The following is a 15,325-nucleotide window of genomic DNA, read 5'->3' as shown; positions in this document are numbered from 1 at the left end:
CCTGTGGGAGGGAGCCCTGCTCGCGAATTACGGTGTGTCAGTCACCGCAGTCATGACAGACATGCCGCATTCGCGAGCAGGGCTCCCTCCCACAGAGGCAAGGCACCATCGTCTGTACTGCAGCTCCAGGCGGATCACCCCTTCCCCTTCAACTCCGCCAGCTTCTGCGCCACACCGGCCGCAGTCTGTTCGCCCATCAACTGCTCACGCACCTTGCCCTTGTCGTCGATGATGTACGTCACCGGCAGTGCTTCGCTCTTAGGCAGGTCGTACTGGTCGGCCGGGTCCTGGGCCAGCACGGTGAACTTGATGCCCAGCGCATTGCTGGCGTTCTTCAGCTCTTCACCCTGCAGGTTGTCGAAGTTGACCCCGAACACGCTGACCTTCTGCCCGCTCAACTGCTCGGACAGCTTGTTCAGTTCCGGAATTTCCGTACGGCACGGGCCACACCACTCGGCCCAGTAATTGACCACCAGCCAATGTTTGTCGACCCGGTCGCTGGCGATCTTCTGACCGTTCTGATCGGTGCCCAGATCGACCCCGCACCCGCTGAGCAACATGCTACCGATAAGTGCTACCGCTGCTGCCAAACGCCTTGCCATGATGCCTGTTCCTTCTCGAAATACCCGACGCAGACTGCATATTGGTCTTTGTCATGACAGCTGTAGAATAGCGCCCACCTCACGCAACATGCGACCGACAAATGACCGATCTGACGCTTTATCACAACCCGCGCTGCTCCAAATCCCGTGGCGCGCTGGAATTGCTGGAAGCCCGTGGCCTGGCACCGACCGTCGTGCGTTACCTGGAAACCCCACCGGACGCCGCACAACTGCGTGATCTGCTGGGCAAGCTGGGCATTGGCGCCCGCGACCTGCTGCGCACCGGCGAAGACGAGTACAAGGCCCTGAATCTGGCCGACGCCGCCTTGAGTGACGAGCAACTGATCGCCGCCATGGCCGCGCACCCGAAACTGATCGAACGACCCATTCTGGTCGCCGGCAACAAAGCCATGATCGGCCGTCCGCCGGAGAAGATCCTGGAGATCCTGTCGTGACCACGCCGTACATCCTGGTCCTGTATTACAGCCGCAACGGCTCGACCAGCGAGATGGCTCGGCAGATTGCCCGGGGCATCGAAATGGGCGGCATGGAAGCCCGGCTGCGCACGGTCCCGGCGATTTCCACCGAGTGCGAAGCGGTAGCACCGAGCATTCCGGAAACCGGCGCGCTGTACGCGACCCTCGACGACCTGAAGAACTGTTCCGGTCTGGCGCTGGGCAGTCCGACCCGCTTCGGCAACATGGCTGCGCCGCTGAAGTACTTCCTCGACGGCACCAGCAACCTGTGGCTGACCGGCGCGCTGGTGGGCAAACCGGCCAGTGTGTTCACCTCCACCGCCAGCCTGCACGGCGGTCAGGAAACCACGCTGATGTCGATGCTGCTGCCATTGCTGCACCACGGCATGCTGGTTACCGGCCTGCCGTACAGCGAAGCGGCGCTGATCGAAACCAGCGGCGGCGGCACGCCTTATGGCGCCAGTCACCATGCCGGCGCCGATGGCAAACGCCCGCTGGACGCCCACGAAACGTCGTTGTGCCGCGCGCTGGGTCAGCGTCTGGCGAAAACCGCGTTGCTGCTGGAGCCATCGCGTGGCTAAAAAGCCCAAGGTCCTGCCCGCTCTGCAATGGTTGCAACCGCGCGTGCGCTGGAGCCGGGCGGCGGCCTTGCTGTGCTTTTTCGGGCTGATCGCGCTGCTGTGCATCTATTACCTGGTATTCGCCGACCTGCACGGCGCCCGGCCGTGGGTGATTCTGGCCATCGAACTGGTGCCGCTGCTGGTGCTGGCGCCGGGCATGCTGAGCGGCAGCCCGCGCGGGCATTCCTGGACCTGTTTCGTGGTCAATCTGTATTTCATCAAGGGCGCTCTGGCCGCCTACGACCCTGGCCGCTCGCTGTTCGGCGTGCTGGAAATGCTCATGAGCCTGGCGGTGTTCACCACGGCGCTGCTGTATGTGCGCTGGCGCTTTCAGTACAACCGCAGATTGGCGGGTGAAGGTAGCTGACGCGATCACCTGTAGGAGCTGGCTTGTCCTGCGAGCGGCTGCGAAGCAGTCGTAAAACCGGTAAACGCGGTATGTCTGTCAAAACGCGTGCATAGATTTTACGACGACTGCGTCGCCGCTCGCAGGACAAGCCAGCTCCTACAGGTGCGCCAGCGTCTGCCAGCCAGCGCCAGGAGGCGGGACATGAAAATTTATTGGAGAGGGCATGCAAGACTACAAATGGCTGAATGAATACTGCCTCAACCGCTTTGGCTCCGCCGCCGCTCTGGAGGCGCATCTGCCGACCTGTTCCACCGCGCAACAACTCAAGGCCATCAGCGACGACCGCTACCTGTCGACCCTGGCCCTGCGGGTGTTTCGTGCCGGTCTGAAGCACAGTCTGGTCGATGCCAAGTGGCCGGCGTTCGAGCAGGTGTTCTTTGGCTTCGATCCGGAAAAGGTCGTGCTGATGGGCGCCGATCACCTTGAGCGGCTGATGCAGGACGCGCGGATCATCCGCCATCTGGGCAAGCTCAAGAGCGTGCCGCGCAACGCGCAGTTGATCCTGGACATCGCCCACGAACACGGCAGTTTCGGCAACTTCATCGCCGACTGGCCGGTGACCGACGTGGTCGGCCTGTGGCGCTACCTGGCCAAACACGGCAACCAGATGGGCGGGCTGTCGGCGCCGCGTTTCCTGCGCATGGTCGGCAAGGACACCTTCATCCCCAGCCACGATGTGGTCGCCGCGCTCAACGCGCAAAACATCGTCGACAAGGTGCCGAGCAGCCAGCGCGATCAGGCGGCGGTGCAGGAAGCCTTCAACCAGTGGCACGCCGAAAGCGGCCGGCCGCTGTGCCAGTTGTCGATGATGCTGGCCTACACCGTTAACCACTGATCTTTTTTTCGCGGGAAGGCGGCGACACCGGATGTAACAAATGGAAAATCGTATACATTATCCGCCATACGTCCATTAGCCGAGTCGCCCGCGTGCCCTTCCTTCTTTCTGACGCCCCCAACCTCGGTGTCGCGCCCTCCGCGTCCGAGGTGATTTCGAAATACCTGCGCGAGTCGATCATCTCCGGGCAGTTCGCCGAAGACGAGCCGATCCGCCAGGACGATATCGCGCGGATCTTCAACGTCAGCAAGATTCCCGTGCGCGAGGCGCTCAAGCGTCTTGAAGCCGAAGGCCTGGTGCAATTCCAGCGCAACAAGGGCGCGGTGGTCACGCGGATTTCCGAGCCGGAGCTGGCGCAGATCTTTGAAGTGCGGGTGCTGCTGGAAGTGCAAGCCATCCGCCTGGCGGTGCCGAACCTGACCCAGGCCCACATCGACCGCGCCAACGCCATCTGCGACGAGTTCATCGGCGACGACGATATCGGGCGCTGGGCCGAGCTCAACTGGGCGTTTCACACCTGCCTGTACGAAGCCGCGCAACGGCCGTTTCTGCTGAACATGATTCGCTCGATCCACGACAAGGTCGAACGCTACCTGCGGGTGCAGATGAGCTTCGACGAAGGCAAGGAACGCGCCGACCAGGAACACCGGGAAATTCTCAAGGCCTGTGCCGATCGTGACGTGGACAAGGCCGCCGAGCTGATCGAACACCACATCATCGGCGTCTGCCGCGCGCTCTACGCCCACCTGCCCGACGCTCACTTGAGCAAGATCTGACTGTGCCGATTTCGTCATTCCCCCGGACGAAATCGGTCAAGACCCTGCCCCGCATTCCCGCCAATCTGACTGACAACGGCCCGGCTCGATGCCCCGTATCAGCCCGGCGTTCACGGTATCAGCGGCGAACACAAATCCTGTGGGAGCCGGCTTGCTGGCGAATGCGGTGAGTCAACAACATCGATAGCGACTGACACACCGCCGTTCGCCAGCAAGCCGGCTCCTACGAAGATTGCGGCAATTTCAAGGCCGCTGATGCGGCCCAGACCTTGGCAGAGGTAATGACATGAAACGCATCCAGATCCTCGATTCCCACACCGGCGGCGAGCCCACGCGGCTGGTGCTCGACGGCTTTCCCGAGTTGGGCGGTGGCAGCATGGCCGAGCGGCGGCAGTTGCTGGCGGACGAATTCGATCACTTTCGCGCCGCAACCATGCTCGAACCCCGGGGCAGCGACGTCCTGGTCGGCGCCTTGCTGTGCAAACCCGTCGACCCCGAAGCCTGCGCCGGGGTGATCTTTTTCAACAACACCGGCTACCTCGGCATGTGCGGCCACGGCACCATCGGGCTGGTGGTGTCGCTGGCACATCTGGGCCGTATCGGCCCCGGCGTACACCGCATCGAAACCCCGGTGGGCACGGTGCAGGCAACCCTGCACGAGGACCGTTCGGTCAGCGTCGATAACGTGCCGTCCTACCGCTACCGCAAGCATTTCATTGTCGATGTGCCGGGCCTCGGCAGCGTCACTGGCGACATCGCCTGGGGCGGCAACTGGTTTTTCCTGATCGCCGACCACGGCCTGAGCGTCAGCGGCGACAACCTCGACGCCCTCACCGACTACACCTGGAAAGTCCGTCAGGCGCTGGAAAGCCAGGGCATTCGCGGCGAAGACGGCGGCATCATCGACCATATCGAGCTGTTTGCTGACGACGACCAGGCTGACAGCCGCAACTTCGTGCTCTGCCCCGGCAAGGCCTACGACCGCTCGCCCTGCGGCACCGGCACCAGCGCCAAACTGGCGTGCCTGGCCGCCGACGGCAAGTTGCAGCCGGGCGAACTCTGGCAGCAGGCCAGCGTGATCGGCAGCCAGTTCGAAGGCAGCTTTCAGTGGCAACACGGCGAACGTCAGGTCGGTGACCGCATCCTGCCAACCATCCGTGGCCGCGCCTACATCAGCGCCGAAGCCACCCTGTTGCTGGACGAGCAAGACCCGTTCGCCTGGGGTATCCGTTCTTGAAACACGACACTGCAGCCGATGTGATCATCATCGGCGGCGGCATCATCGGCGCGGCCTGCGCCGATGAGCTGGCCAACCACGGCCTGCGGATTCTGGTGCTGGATGCCGGGCGCCCGGCGGCCACTGCGGCCGGCATGGGCCATCTGGTGGTGCTCGATCACAGCCCGGCAGAACTGGCTCTTGGCGAATACTCGGTGCAGCTGTGGCGCGAATTGGCACCGCAGATGCCGGACGACTGCGCCATGCGCAACAACGGCACCCTGTGGCTGGCCTGCAATGAAGAAGAAATGGCTGAAGCCGAGCGCAAGCACAAGGCGCTGGGCGAGTACGGCCTGGCCTGCGAATTGATCTCCGGCGCGGCGCTGGCCGAAACCGAACCCTCGCTGCGCTCCGGCTTGTTCGGCGCGCTGAAAGTCAGCGGCGACGGCATCCTCTACGCGCCAAACGCCGCACGCTGGCTGTTGCAGCGGCATGCCGAAAACGTGCGCCAGCAACAGGCCGAAGTGGTCGAGGTCGATGGCAATCGCGTGCGTCTGGCCGACGGACAATGGCTGCAGGCCGGGGCGGTGCTGGTCGCCAACGGCATCCACGCCCGCGAGCTGTGCCCGGAATTGCCGTTGCAGGCCAAGAAGGGCCATCTGCTGATCACCGACCGCTATCCACGGCAAATCAGCCACACCCTGGTCGAACTGGGTTACGTCACCAGCGCCCATCAGGGCAACGGCCCGTCGGTGGCGTTCAACGTACAACAACGGCCCACCGGGCAACTGTTCGTCGGCTCTTCGCGGCAATTCGACAATCACGACCCGGCCGTTGACGGCGCCATGCTCGGGCGCATGTTGCGCCGGGCCATGGAGTTTCTCCCCGAACTGGGCCAGATGAACGGCATCCGCAGCTGGACCGGCTTTCGCGCCGCCAGCCCCGACGGCCAGCCGCTGGTGGGCGAACACCCGAACCAGCCGGGCCTGTGGCTGGCGGTCGGCCATGAAGGGTTGGGCGTGACCACCGCCACCGGCACGGCAAAACTGCTGGCCGCGCAACTGCTGAACCATGCGCCACCGGCACCGTTGCAGGCGCAATTGAGTGCTTTTCTGCCACAACGTTTTATCGGAGCCCACGCCCATGCCTGAACTGCGTATCGACGGCCAGACGTTGCGCGTTGCCCCTGGCACCACTGTGGCGGCGGCCTTGATGGTCAGCGGCGACCGCTGCAGCCGCACCTCGATCAGCGGACAGCGCCGGGCCCCCTTGTGCGGGATGGGCATCTGCCAGGAATGTCGGGTCAGCATCGACGGCCTGCGCCGCCTGGCCTGTCAGACCCTGTGCCGCGACGGCATGCAGGTGGAGACGCAGCCATGAAAAACAGCGTCGACCTGCTGATCATCGGCGCCGGTCCGGCCGGCATGGCTGCGGCACTGGCGGCAGCCCCCAGCGGCGCCAGCATTGCCCTGATCGACGACAACCCGCTGCCCGGCGGGCAGATCTGGCGTGACGGCCCGCAGGCGCAATTGCCAACCCAGGCCCAGGACATGCGCACGCAGTTGCAGCGGTTCAGCAATATCCGCCTGCACAGCGCCACCAAAGTGATCGCCCTGGCCGGACACAAGCGCCTGCTGCTGGAAGACCCCATGCGCGGCTGGCTGCTCGGCTACGACAAACTGATTCTCTGTACCGGCGCCCGCGAGCTGCTGCTGCCCTTTCCCGGCTGGACCCTGCCCGGCGTCACCGGTGCCGGCGGTTTGCAGGCGCTGATCAAGGGCGGCCTGCCGGTGAGCGGCGAGCGCACGGTGATCGCCGGCAGCGGCCCTCTGTTACTGGCTGCGGCGGCGACCGCAAAGAAACACAATGCCGATATTCGGCGCATCGCCGAGCAGGCATCGCTCGGCGCCGTGAGCCGTTTTGCCGCCAGCCTCTGGCGCTGGCCGCACAAGGCGGTGCAGGCGGTTGGCCTGTCCAGCGGCGCATACCGCGCTTCGTCCCATGTGCTCGCGGCGTTGGGTTCGGAGCGTCTGGAAGCGGTGCGGCTACAGGTCGGTTCACGCATCGAGGAAATCCCCTGCGAGCTGCTGGCCTGCGGTTTCGGTCTGGTGCCGAACGTGGAGATCGGCAAGGCGTTGGGGTGTCGGGTGCAGGATCGGGCGATTGCTGTGGATGAATGGCAGGCCAGCAGCGTTACCGATCTATACGCTGCCGGGGAATGCACCGGTTTCGGCGGCAGTGAACTGGCGCTGGTGGAAGGACGAATCGCCGGGCTGGTGGTCAGCGGTCAGCAGCAACAGGCCCGCGCATTGTGGCCGCAGCGCCAGCACTGGCAGGGGTTTGCCGATGCACTGAACCGGGCGTTTGCGTTGAGCCCGGCGCTGGCTCGGCTGGCCGCGCCGGACACGCTGGTGTGCCGGTGCGAGGATGTGCCTTACGCCGAGCTGGCGACTCAGTCCAGCTGGACCGCCGCCAAACTGGCGACCCGCTGCGGCATGGGCGCCTGTCAGGGGCGCATCTGCTCGACCGCCGCGCAGACGCTGTTCGGCTGGGAGGCCCCGACACCCCGCCCGCCGTTCAGCCCGGCGCGAATCGCGACGTTGGCGTGTCTGGATGAGACCCACCCTGCCACCTGATGCCTGCATGACTGCCACAAAACCTGTAGGAGTGAGCTTGCTCGCGATAGCAATCCGTCTGACACATCTTTCGTGACTGACACTACGCCATCGCGAGCAAGCTCACTCCTACAAAGGCGTCACATCCGTTGCTGCTTCCCTCTCCAATACCGCATCATCGGCCTCACTCCACCTTGTGGCCATCTGCCCCGTGAACATGATCGACCTGATCCCCGCCGCGCCGCTGCACGATCTCGACCAGTTGCTGAGCAGCCTGGAACGGGTCGCGCCGCTGTTCGATGCGTTGCCCGACGTGGTGTTTTTCGTCAAGGACGCCCAGGCCCGTTACGCGCTGGTCAACCAGACCCTGGCGCAACGCTGCGGCTGCAAAGAGAAAAGCCAATTGGTCGGGCGCACCGCCGAGGATGTGTTTCCGCCACGCTTCGGCCCGCTGTACACCGCCCAGGACCGCCGCGTGCTGGCCGATGGCAGGCAATTGAGCGATCAACTGGAACTGCACCTGTATTACGGTAACCAGCCGATCTGGTGCCTGACTCACAAGCTCGCCCTGCGCGATGCGGGCGGCGCGATCATCGGCCTGGCCGGGATTTCCCGCGATCTGCACACGCTGCAGGCGCATCCGGCCTATCAGAAGCTGGTCGAGGTCGATGCCTATATCCGTGAGCACTTCGCCCGGCCGATCCTGCTGGAAGAACTGACCGCCATCGCCGGGCTGTCGATCGCGCAACTGGAGCGGCACTGCAAGCGGATCTTCCAGCTGACGCCCCGGCAGATGATCCACAAGGCCCGGCTGGGCGAGGCTTCACGCCTGCTGCGCGAAGATCTGTCGATCACCGAAATCGCCCTGCGCTGCGGCTACACCGACCACAGCGCCTTCAGCCGCCAGTTCCGCGCCCTGACCGGCGTGTCGCCGAGTGAGTATCGGGATGCGCAGGGCTAACGCCATGGGCTACCGGGATAACCCTGTGAGGCCACAGCAAGATCACTGTGGGAGCGAATTCATTCGCGAAAAATGTGTCAGCCGACAGAGGCATGTCGGCTGTACCGGCCTCTCGCGAATGAATTCGCTCCCACAATGATCCCGGCAGTGGCAGCCATGGCAGTGCTCCCGCCGCAACGTGCATCTATGAAGCACCCCGCGCATTTTTGCTCCTTTATGTAACACCACCCGCTCGCCCTTCACTACGCTCAATAGGGCAACCCCGCCCATCCAGAGCCCTGCAGCCAATAGTGGCAAAACGGGCACGTACCCTGCATAGAAAAATATCGTATACGAAATTACTTATCCGGCCGTTCCATTACTTGCATCCATCGAGGCTTCTATGAAAAACCCCGTTGTTGCCGTAGCCCTCCTCGCTGTAATGAGTTCTTCCTTTATCAACACCGCGCAGGCCGACAAGCTCGATGACATCATCGACTCCGGCAAACTGCGCTGCGCCGTGACCCTGGACTTCCCGCCCATGGGTTCGCGCGACGATAAGAACAACCCGGTCGGATTCGACGTCGATTATTGCAACGACCTGGCGAAGGTGCTCGGTGTGACCGCCGAAGTGGTCGAAACGCCCTTCCCGGACCGCATCCCTGCGCTGGTGTCCGGACGCGCCGACGTGATCGTGGCGTCCACCTCCGACACCCTGGAGCGCGCCAAGACCGTGGCCATGACCATTCCCTACTTCGCCTTCCAGATGGTAGTGCTGACCCGCGACAACACCGGCATCAGCAAGTACGAAGACCTCAAGGGCAAGAACGTCGGCAACACCAGCGGCACCTATGAAGCCATCGCTCTGGAAAAAGACCAGAAAGCCTGGGGCAGCGGCAGCTTCCGCGCCTACCAGACCCAGAACGACACCATCCTCGCCGTCGCCCAGGGCCATATCGACGCCACGGTGGTCACCAACACCGTCGCCGCCGCCACCCTCAAGTCGGGCAAATACAAGGGCCTGAAAGTCGCCGGTAACGCGCCTTACGTCATCGACTATGTGTCGCTGGCGGCCAAACGCAGCGAGTACGGCCTGATCCATTACCTAAACCTGTTCGTCAACCAACAGGTGCGCACCGGCCGTTACGAAGAGCTGTGGAAGAAATGGGTGGGTGACGAAATCAAGCCTGCCAACCTGACCGTGCCGGGGGTTTATTACTGATCCCTGTTTGAGCCAAACCGTACACATTCGGCGCAACGCCCGTTTTCTGCGCCGAACCCGGAACCTGTAGGAGTGAGCTTGCTCGCGATGGCGATACGTCCGACACAGATGCATCGCCTGATACGGCGCCATCGCGAGCAAGCTCACTCCTACAAAGGCTCGGTGCAATATCCGTTTTATGTGCCGTACCCAAAACCTGTAGGAGTGAGCTTGCTCGCGATGGCGATATGTCCGACACAGATGCATCGCCTCACACACCGCTTTCGCGAGCAAGCTCACTCCTACAAAGGCTCGGTGCAATATCCGTTTTATGTGCCGTACCCGAAACCTTTAGGAGCCGGCTTGCTGGCGAAAGCGTCAGTTCAGGTAATGACGTATTGACTGACACACCGCCTTCGCCAGCAAGCCGGCTCCCACGAGGGGTCGGTGTTGAGCGTGACAATGACGTGCACCGAAGGACTCAAGCCCTCAATTCAGGAGCCCACGATGTCTGAAGTTTCGTTGAACGGACGCTGTCTGGTCCCGGGCAGTGCGCAGGGCGAACTGCTCTACGCCGATATCGGCCTGAGCTTCTGGGGCGGGGTCGAGCCGTTTACCGGCGAGGTCATCGACCGCCATCACCCGCTCAGCGGGCAATTCATTAACGGTCGCGTGCTGGCGATTCCCAGCGGGCGCGGCTCGTGTACCGGCAGCAGCGTGTTGCTGGAACTGATCCTCAACGGCCACGCCCCGGCGGCGCTGGTGTTCGAGCGGGTCGAAGACATCCTCACCCTCGGCGTGCTGGTGGCGAAACAAATGTTCGGCCACTCGATTCCGGTGATCAGCCTGGGCGAAGCCGGTTTCGCCGCGTTACGTGAAGCGAAGTTCGTGCGGGTCGAGGATGGCCAGGTGCGGACGTTCGACAACCTGCCGCCCGAACTGCCACTCAAACAGCCGAACATTCCCCACAGCACTGCCAACAGCCGTATCAGCCTCACCGAAATGGATCAGGCCTTTCTCGACGGTGCCTACGGCAAGGCCGCGCAGGTAGCGATGGGCATCATCCTGAGCATGGCCGAACTGCAAGGCGCCACCGAGTTGATCGACATCAGCCAGGCGCACATCGACGGCTGCATCTATACCGGCCCGGCAAGCCTGCGCTTCGCCCGGCAACTGGTGGACTGGGACGCCCATGTGCGCGTGCCGACCACCCTCAACTCAATCTCGGTAGACAAACGCCGCTGGCGCGAACTGGGCGTCGACCCGGCGCTGGGCGAACCGGCCAGCCGCCTCGGCGATGCCTATCTGGAAATGGGCGCGCGCATCAGTTTCACCTGCGCCCCTTACCTGCTCGACAGCGCCCCGGAACTCGGCGACCAGATCGTCTGGGCCGAGTCCAACGCCGTGGTCTACGCCAACAGTGTGATCGGCGCGCGCACCCTGAAGTACCCGGACTATCTGGACATCTGCATCGCCCTCACCGGCCGCGCGCCGAAGATCGGCTGCCACCTGACTTCGCAGCGTCTGGCGACCCTGCGCATCGACGTGCCAGCTCTGGAAGGTCTGGACGACAGTTTCTATCCATTGCTGGGTTATCACATCGGCCTGCTCTGCGGCGCCGAGATTCCAGTGATCTGCGGGCTGGAACTGCTCGGCCCCGATCTGGACGACCTCAAGGCCTTTGGCGCTGCGTTCGCCACCACCTCCGCCGCGCCGATGTTCCACATTGCCGGGGTCACACCCGAGGCGACCACCGTGGAACTGGCCCTTGGCGGACATCCGCCAGCCAAGACCCTGCGTATCGAGCCGGTCGAGCTGCTGCACAGTTGGCGCGAGTTGAACAGCGCGCAGAGCCCGCAAGTGGATGCCGTCACCCTCGGCAACCCGCATTTTTCCCTGAGCGAATGCGCCACCCTCGCCCGCCTCTGCCACGGCCTGCGCAAGCACGACAGCGTGGCGGTGGTGATCACCTGCGGCCGCGCCACTCTGGAACGGGCGCAACAGGCCGGCCATGTCGCTGCGCTGGAGCGCTTCGGCGTGCAATTCGTCACCGACACCTGCTGGTGCATGCTCGGCGAACCGGTGATTCCGCAGACCGCGCGCACACTGATGACCAACTCCGGCAAATACGCCCATTACGCGCCAGGGCTGGTGGGTCGCCGGGTGCATTTCGCCAGCCTCGCCGAATGCGTCGACAGCGCCTGCAGCGGTGTCGCCAGCGGGCGCCTGCCGTTGTGGCTGCACACCGCCGAACAAGCGGAGGCCGCTGCGCATGTTTGATTACAACTTCCACTGGCGCGCCGCGTTCAAAGCCTTGCCGGACATGCTGCAGGGCGCTGTGGTGACCTTCGAAACGGCCGCGCTGTCGATGATTCTCGGGGTCATCATCGCGCTGTTTCTGGTGTTCATGCGCCAGGGCAAGAATCGCCTGCTGCGCGGCTTCGCCATGACCTGGATTTCCATCGCCCGCAACACGCCGTCGCTGTTTCAGGTGTACATCCTGTATTTCGGCCTCGGCTCGTTCGGCCTGCACGTCAGTTCCTGGCTGGCCCTGCTCGCGGGGATCACCATCAACAACGCCGGCTATCTGGCGGAAAACTTCCGGGGCGGCCTCAACGCGGTGCCCGATACCCAGTTGCGCGCGGCCCGTTCGCTGGGCATGAGCGCCTTTCAGGCATACCGGCTGATCGTGATTCCGCAGTTGCTGCGCATCGTGTTCTACCCGCTGACCAACCAGATGGTCTGGGCGGTGCTGATGACCTCGATGGGGGTGATCGTCGGCCTCAACAACGACCTCACCGGGGTGACCCAGGACTACAACGTGCGCACCTTCCGCACCTTCGAGTTCTTCGCCATCGCGGCGGTGCTCTATTACCTGATCGCCAAACTGATCGTGGCCGTGGCACGGCTGCTGTCATGGCGCCTGTTCCGGTACTGAGGAGTCGAGCATGTTCAACAGCACCTTCAGCTGGAACGACCTGCAATTCATGCTTCAAGGCGCGTGGGTGACCATTCTCTTGACCATCGTCTCGATGATCATCGGCACGCTTGCCGGGGTGGTCTGTGGCATGGGTCGCGCCCTGCTACCGCGCAGCACCATTCCCCTGGCCTGGCTGCTGGACGTGTTCCGCAGCGTGCCGCTGCTGATCCAGTTCGTCCTGTTCAACGCCCTGAAAAGCATCGCCGGGCTGAACTGGAGCGCCTTCACCGTGGCCTGCATCGTGCTCGGCCTGTACGTCACCGCTTACTGCACCGAGATCGTCCGCAGCGGCGTGTTGTCGGTACCGCTGAGCCTGCGCCGGGCCAGCCGTTCGCTGGGCATGAGCTACTGGCAGGACATCCGCAAGATCGTCCTGCCGATGGCCACGCGGGTGGCGTTCCCCGGCTGGATCAACCTGCTGCTGGGGGTGATGAAAGACACCGCGCTGGTGATGTGGATCGGCATCGTCGAGCTGCTGCGGGCATCGCAGACCATCGTCGTGCGCATTCAGGAACCGCTGCTGGTGCTGTGCATCGCAGGTCTCATTTACTACGTCATGAGTCTGGTGATCGCCCGTATCGGCGCCCGACTGGAAACGAGGTGGCAGGAAAATGATTGAGATCGACAACCTACACAAATCGTTCGGCGAGCTGGAAGTGATCAAGGGCGTGAGCCTGCAGGTGGAAAAAGGCGAAGTGGTGTCGATCATCGGCGGATCGGGCTCGGGCAAGTCGACCCTGCTGATGTGCATCAACGGCCTGGAGTCGATCAAGAGCGGCAGCATCCGCGTCGACGGCACCGAGGTCCACGCCAAGAGCACCGACATCAACAAGCTGCGGCAGAAGATCGGCATCGTCTTCCAGCAATGGAACGCCTTTCCGCACCTGACCGTGCTGGAAAACGTGATGCTCGCCCCGCGCACGGTGCTCGGCAAAAGCAAGGAGGAAGCCGAGGCGCTGGCGGTCAAGCAACTGACCCACGTGGGCCTGGGCGACAAGCTCAAGGTGTTTCCCGGCAAGCTGTCCGGCGGCCAGCAGCAGCGTATGGCGATTGCCCGGGCGCTGGCGATGTCGCCCAACTACATGCTGTTCGACGAGGCCACGTCGGCGCTGGACCCGCAACTGGTGGGCGAAGTGCTGGACACCATGCGCATGCTCGCCGAAGACGGCATGACCATGATTCTGGTGACCCACGAGATCCGCTTCGCCCGCGACGTGTCCGACCGCGTGGCGTTTTTCCGCAACGGCCTGGTCCACGAGATCGGCCCGCCGGACCAGGTGATCGGCAACCCGCAACGTCCGGAGACGGCGGATTTCTTGCGGTCGATCAAGTGAATACGTAACCGCAAAGATGAGGTTCTGTGGGAGCGGGCTTGCCCGCGAATGCTGAATATCGGCCGCTGAAGAGGCGGCGAATGTACCGGCCTCTTCGTGAGCAAGCTCACTCCCACAGGTCATTCATTGTCCGCCAGACCATGGCTACGTTCTGACAGGAGGGCTTCGCTTCATGCGCTCATCGAAAGTGATTCATGTGGTCAGTTGTCACGCCGAAGGTGAAGTCGGCGATGTGATCGTCGGCGGGGTCGCACCGCCGCCGGGCGAGACGATCTGGGAGCAGTCCCGCTGGATCGAGAAGGACAACGTGCTGCGCAATTTCATGCTCAACGAGCCGCGCGGCGGAGTGTTCCGTCACGTCAACCTGCTGGTGCCGCCGAAAAACCCGAAGGCGCAGATGGGCTGGATCATCATGGAGCCGGCCGACGTGCCGCCGATGTCCGGTTCCAACTCGCTGTGCGTGGCGACGGTGCTGCTCGACAGCGGCATCCTGCCGATGACCGAACCGGAAACCCGGTTGGTGCTGGAAGCCCCCGGCGGCCTGATCGAGGCCATTGCCCAGTGCCGTGACGGCAAGGTGCAGAGCGTCGAGGTGCATAACCACCCCTCCTTCGCCGACCAGCTGGACGTGTGGATCGAGGTGCCGGGGCTGGGTTCGATCCAGGTCGACACCGCCTATGGTGGCGACAGTTTCGCCATCATCGATTCGACGAAGCTGGGCTTCGTGCTGACCGCCGACGAAGCAAAAGATCTGGTGGAAACCGGCCTGAAAATCACCAAGGCCGCCAACGAACAGCTCGGTTTCAGCCACCCGCTGAACAAGGACTGGAACCATATTTCCTTCTGCCAGATTGCCGCGCCGGTGAACCGTGACGGCGGCGTAGCGAATGCCGCCAATGCCGTGGTGATCCGCCCCGGCAAGATCGACCGCTCGCCCTGCGGCACCGGCTGTTCGGCGCGGCTGGCGGTGCTGCATGCCAAGGGCCAGTTGCAGGTCGGCGAACGCTTTATCGGCCGTTCGATCATCGGTTCGGAATTTCACTGCCAGATCCAGCGCGTCACCGAAGTCGCCGGCCGCCCGGCCATCGTGCCGAGCCTGCGCGGGCGGGCGTGGATCACCGGCACCCATCAACACCTGCTCGACCCGAGCGACCCGTGGCCGGAGGGGTACAAGTTGACGGATACCTGGCCGGTGGGGTTGGAGCTGTAGAGAACTGTAGGAGTGAGCTTGCTCGCGATGGCGTCGTGTCAGTCACCATCAACGCGTCTTATCTACCGCATCGCGAGCAAGCTCACTCCTACAAGGGGCATGCATTTCAAA

The 15,325-nt window shown here is 63.4% G+C and carries 17 protein-coding genes; 16 read left to right on the top strand and 1 reads right to left on the bottom strand.

The genetic code is table 11. The features are described 5' to 3' along the window. Positions 1–134 precede the first annotated feature (134 nt). A complete protein-coding gene (locus ACIPL0_RS17400) occupies positions 135–602 on the bottom strand; it encodes a TlpA family protein disulfide reductase (RefSeq protein WP_400592340.1) in 468 nt (155 codons plus the stop codon). A 101-nt stretch (positions 603–703) separates the two neighbouring features. On the opposite strand from ACIPL0_RS17400, the gene arsC reads away from it, so the two are divergent. From arsC to ACIPL0_RS17320, 16 genes are all read left to right on the top strand, one after another. Then, positions 704–1,057, top strand: coding sequence for an arsenate reductase (glutaredoxin) (gene arsC, locus ACIPL0_RS17395; protein WP_400592343.1), 354 nt, complete (start codon positions 704–706; stop codon positions 1,055–1,057). Further along, the gene (gene wrbA / locus ACIPL0_RS17390) at positions 1,054–1,659 is read left to right on the top strand and encodes an NAD(P)H:quinone oxidoreductase (protein WP_400592346.1); all 606 of its coding nucleotides are present in this window, start codon (positions 1,054–1,056) and stop codon (positions 1,657–1,659) included. Before arsC ends, wrbA begins: the two co-directional genes overlap by 4 nt. Further along, a complete protein-coding gene (locus tag ACIPL0_RS17385) occupies positions 1,652–2,065 on the top strand; it encodes a DUF2069 domain-containing protein (RefSeq protein ID WP_400592349.1) in 414 nt (137 codons plus the stop codon). The genes wrbA and ACIPL0_RS17385 overlap by 8 nt, the downstream gene beginning before the upstream one ends. A 205-nt stretch (positions 2,066–2,270) precedes the next feature. Continuing rightward, on the top strand, positions 2,271–2,942 hold the full coding sequence (locus ACIPL0_RS17380) for a DNA-3-methyladenine glycosylase I (protein ID WP_400592352.1): 672 nt from the start codon (positions 2,271–2,273) through the stop codon (positions 2,940–2,942). Between the two features lie 92 nt (positions 2,943–3,034). Continuing rightward, on the top strand, positions 3,035–3,718 hold the full coding sequence (locus tag ACIPL0_RS17375; RefSeq protein WP_400592355.1) for a GntR family transcriptional regulator: 684 nt from the start codon (positions 3,035–3,037) through the stop codon (positions 3,716–3,718). Positions 3,719–4,004: 286 nt separating this feature from the next. Next, the gene (locus ACIPL0_RS17370) at positions 4,005–4,955 is read left to right on the top strand and encodes a 4-hydroxyproline epimerase (protein ID WP_400592358.1); all 951 of its coding nucleotides are present in this window, start codon (positions 4,005–4,007) and stop codon (positions 4,953–4,955) included. Further along, the gene (locus ACIPL0_RS17365; protein WP_400592361.1) at positions 4,952–6,085 is read left to right on the top strand and encodes an NAD(P)/FAD-dependent oxidoreductase; all 1,134 of its coding nucleotides are present in this window, start codon (positions 4,952–4,954) and stop codon (positions 6,083–6,085) included. Before ACIPL0_RS17370 ends, ACIPL0_RS17365 begins: the two co-directional genes overlap by 4 nt. Further along, positions 6,078–6,314: a (2Fe-2S)-binding protein gene (locus ACIPL0_RS17360; RefSeq protein ID WP_400592363.1), complete on the top strand. Its 237-nt coding sequence runs from the start codon at positions 6,078–6,080 to the stop codon at positions 6,312–6,314. The genes ACIPL0_RS17365 and ACIPL0_RS17360 overlap by 8 nt, the downstream gene beginning before the upstream one ends. Further along, positions 6,311–7,570: an FAD-dependent oxidoreductase gene (locus tag ACIPL0_RS17355; RefSeq protein ID WP_400592366.1), complete on the top strand. Its 1,260-nt coding sequence runs from the start codon at positions 6,311–6,313 to the stop codon at positions 7,568–7,570. The genes ACIPL0_RS17360 and ACIPL0_RS17355 overlap by 4 nt, the downstream gene beginning before the upstream one ends. Before the next feature lie 196 nt (positions 7,571–7,766). Next, positions 7,767–8,510: a helix-turn-helix domain-containing protein gene (locus ACIPL0_RS17350; protein ID WP_400593904.1), complete on the top strand. Its 744-nt coding sequence runs from the start codon at positions 7,767–7,769 to the stop codon at positions 8,508–8,510. Between the two features lie 382 nt (positions 8,511–8,892). Next, the gene (locus tag ACIPL0_RS17345) at positions 8,893–9,711 is read left to right on the top strand and encodes a transporter substrate-binding domain-containing protein (RefSeq protein WP_400592369.1); all 819 of its coding nucleotides are present in this window, start codon (positions 8,893–8,895) and stop codon (positions 9,709–9,711) included. Between the two features lie 486 nt (positions 9,712–10,197). Beyond that, entirely contained in the window at positions 10,198–11,970 is a 1,773-nt protein-coding gene (locus tag ACIPL0_RS17340) for an aconitase X (RefSeq protein WP_400592372.1), read from the top strand. Then, entirely contained in the window at positions 11,963–12,628 is a 666-nt protein-coding gene (locus ACIPL0_RS17335; RefSeq protein ID WP_400592374.1) for an amino acid ABC transporter permease, read from the top strand. The genes ACIPL0_RS17340 and ACIPL0_RS17335 overlap by 8 nt, the downstream gene beginning before the upstream one ends. A 10-nt stretch (positions 12,629–12,638) precedes the next feature. Next, a complete protein-coding gene (locus ACIPL0_RS17330) occupies positions 12,639–13,289 on the top strand; it encodes an amino acid ABC transporter permease (protein ID WP_400592377.1) in 651 nt (216 codons plus the stop codon). Then, positions 13,282–14,004 carry an amino acid ABC transporter ATP-binding protein gene (locus ACIPL0_RS17325; protein WP_400592380.1) on the top strand — a complete coding sequence of 241 codons (723 nt, stop codon included), beginning with the start codon at positions 13,282–13,284 and terminating at the stop codon, positions 14,002–14,004. Before ACIPL0_RS17330 ends, ACIPL0_RS17325 begins: the two co-directional genes overlap by 8 nt. A gap of 172 nt (positions 14,005–14,176) precedes the next feature. Continuing rightward, positions 14,177–15,214, top strand: coding sequence for a proline racemase family protein (locus ACIPL0_RS17320; RefSeq protein ID WP_400592383.1), 1,038 nt, complete (start codon positions 14,177–14,179; stop codon positions 15,212–15,214). Positions 15,215–15,325 lie beyond the last annotated feature (111 nt).

Source organism: Pseudomonas sp. NPDC090208, from assembly GCF_044746785.1.
Classification (GTDB): Bacteria; Pseudomonadota; Gammaproteobacteria; order Pseudomonadales; family Pseudomonadaceae; genus Aquipseudomonas.
Note: the sequence above shows the minus strand (reverse complement) of the source record. Positions and strands in the feature narration are given on the sequence as shown.

Coding starts and splice junctions, on each gene's coding strand:
- ACIPL0_RS17400 (WP_400592340.1), bottom strand. CDS start 602: ATGGCAAGGCGTTTGGCAGCAGCGGTAGCACTTATCGGTAGCATGTTG.
- arsC (WP_400592343.1), top strand. CDS start 704: ATGACCGATCTGACGCTTTATCACAACCCGCGCTGCTCCAAATCCCGT.
- ACIPL0_RS17380 (WP_400592352.1), top strand. CDS start 2,271: ATGCAAGACTACAAATGGCTGAATGAATACTGCCTCAACCGCTTTGGC.
- ACIPL0_RS17370 (WP_400592358.1), top strand. CDS start 4,005: ATGAAACGCATCCAGATCCTCGATTCCCACACCGGCGGCGAGCCCACG.
- ACIPL0_RS17360 (WP_400592363.1), top strand. CDS start 6,078: ATGCCTGAACTGCGTATCGACGGCCAGACGTTGCGCGTTGCCCCTGGC.
- ACIPL0_RS17355 (WP_400592366.1), top strand. CDS start 6,311: ATGAAAAACAGCGTCGACCTGCTGATCATCGGCGCCGGTCCGGCCGGC.
- ACIPL0_RS17350 (WP_400593904.1), top strand. CDS start 7,767: ATGATCGACCTGATCCCCGCCGCGCCGCTGCACGATCTCGACCAGTTG.
- ACIPL0_RS17345 (WP_400592369.1), top strand. CDS start 8,893: ATGAAAAACCCCGTTGTTGCCGTAGCCCTCCTCGCTGTAATGAGTTCT.
- ACIPL0_RS17340 (WP_400592372.1), top strand. CDS start 10,198: ATGTCTGAAGTTTCGTTGAACGGACGCTGTCTGGTCCCGGGCAGTGCG.
- ACIPL0_RS17335 (WP_400592374.1), top strand. CDS start 11,963: ATGTTTGATTACAACTTCCACTGGCGCGCCGCGTTCAAAGCCTTGCCG.
- ACIPL0_RS17330 (WP_400592377.1), top strand. CDS start 12,639: ATGTTCAACAGCACCTTCAGCTGGAACGACCTGCAATTCATGCTTCAA.
- ACIPL0_RS17325 (WP_400592380.1), top strand. CDS start 13,282: ATGATTGAGATCGACAACCTACACAAATCGTTCGGCGAGCTGGAAGTG.
- ACIPL0_RS17320 (WP_400592383.1), top strand. CDS start 14,177: ATGCGCTCATCGAAAGTGATTCATGTGGTCAGTTGTCACGCCGAAGGT.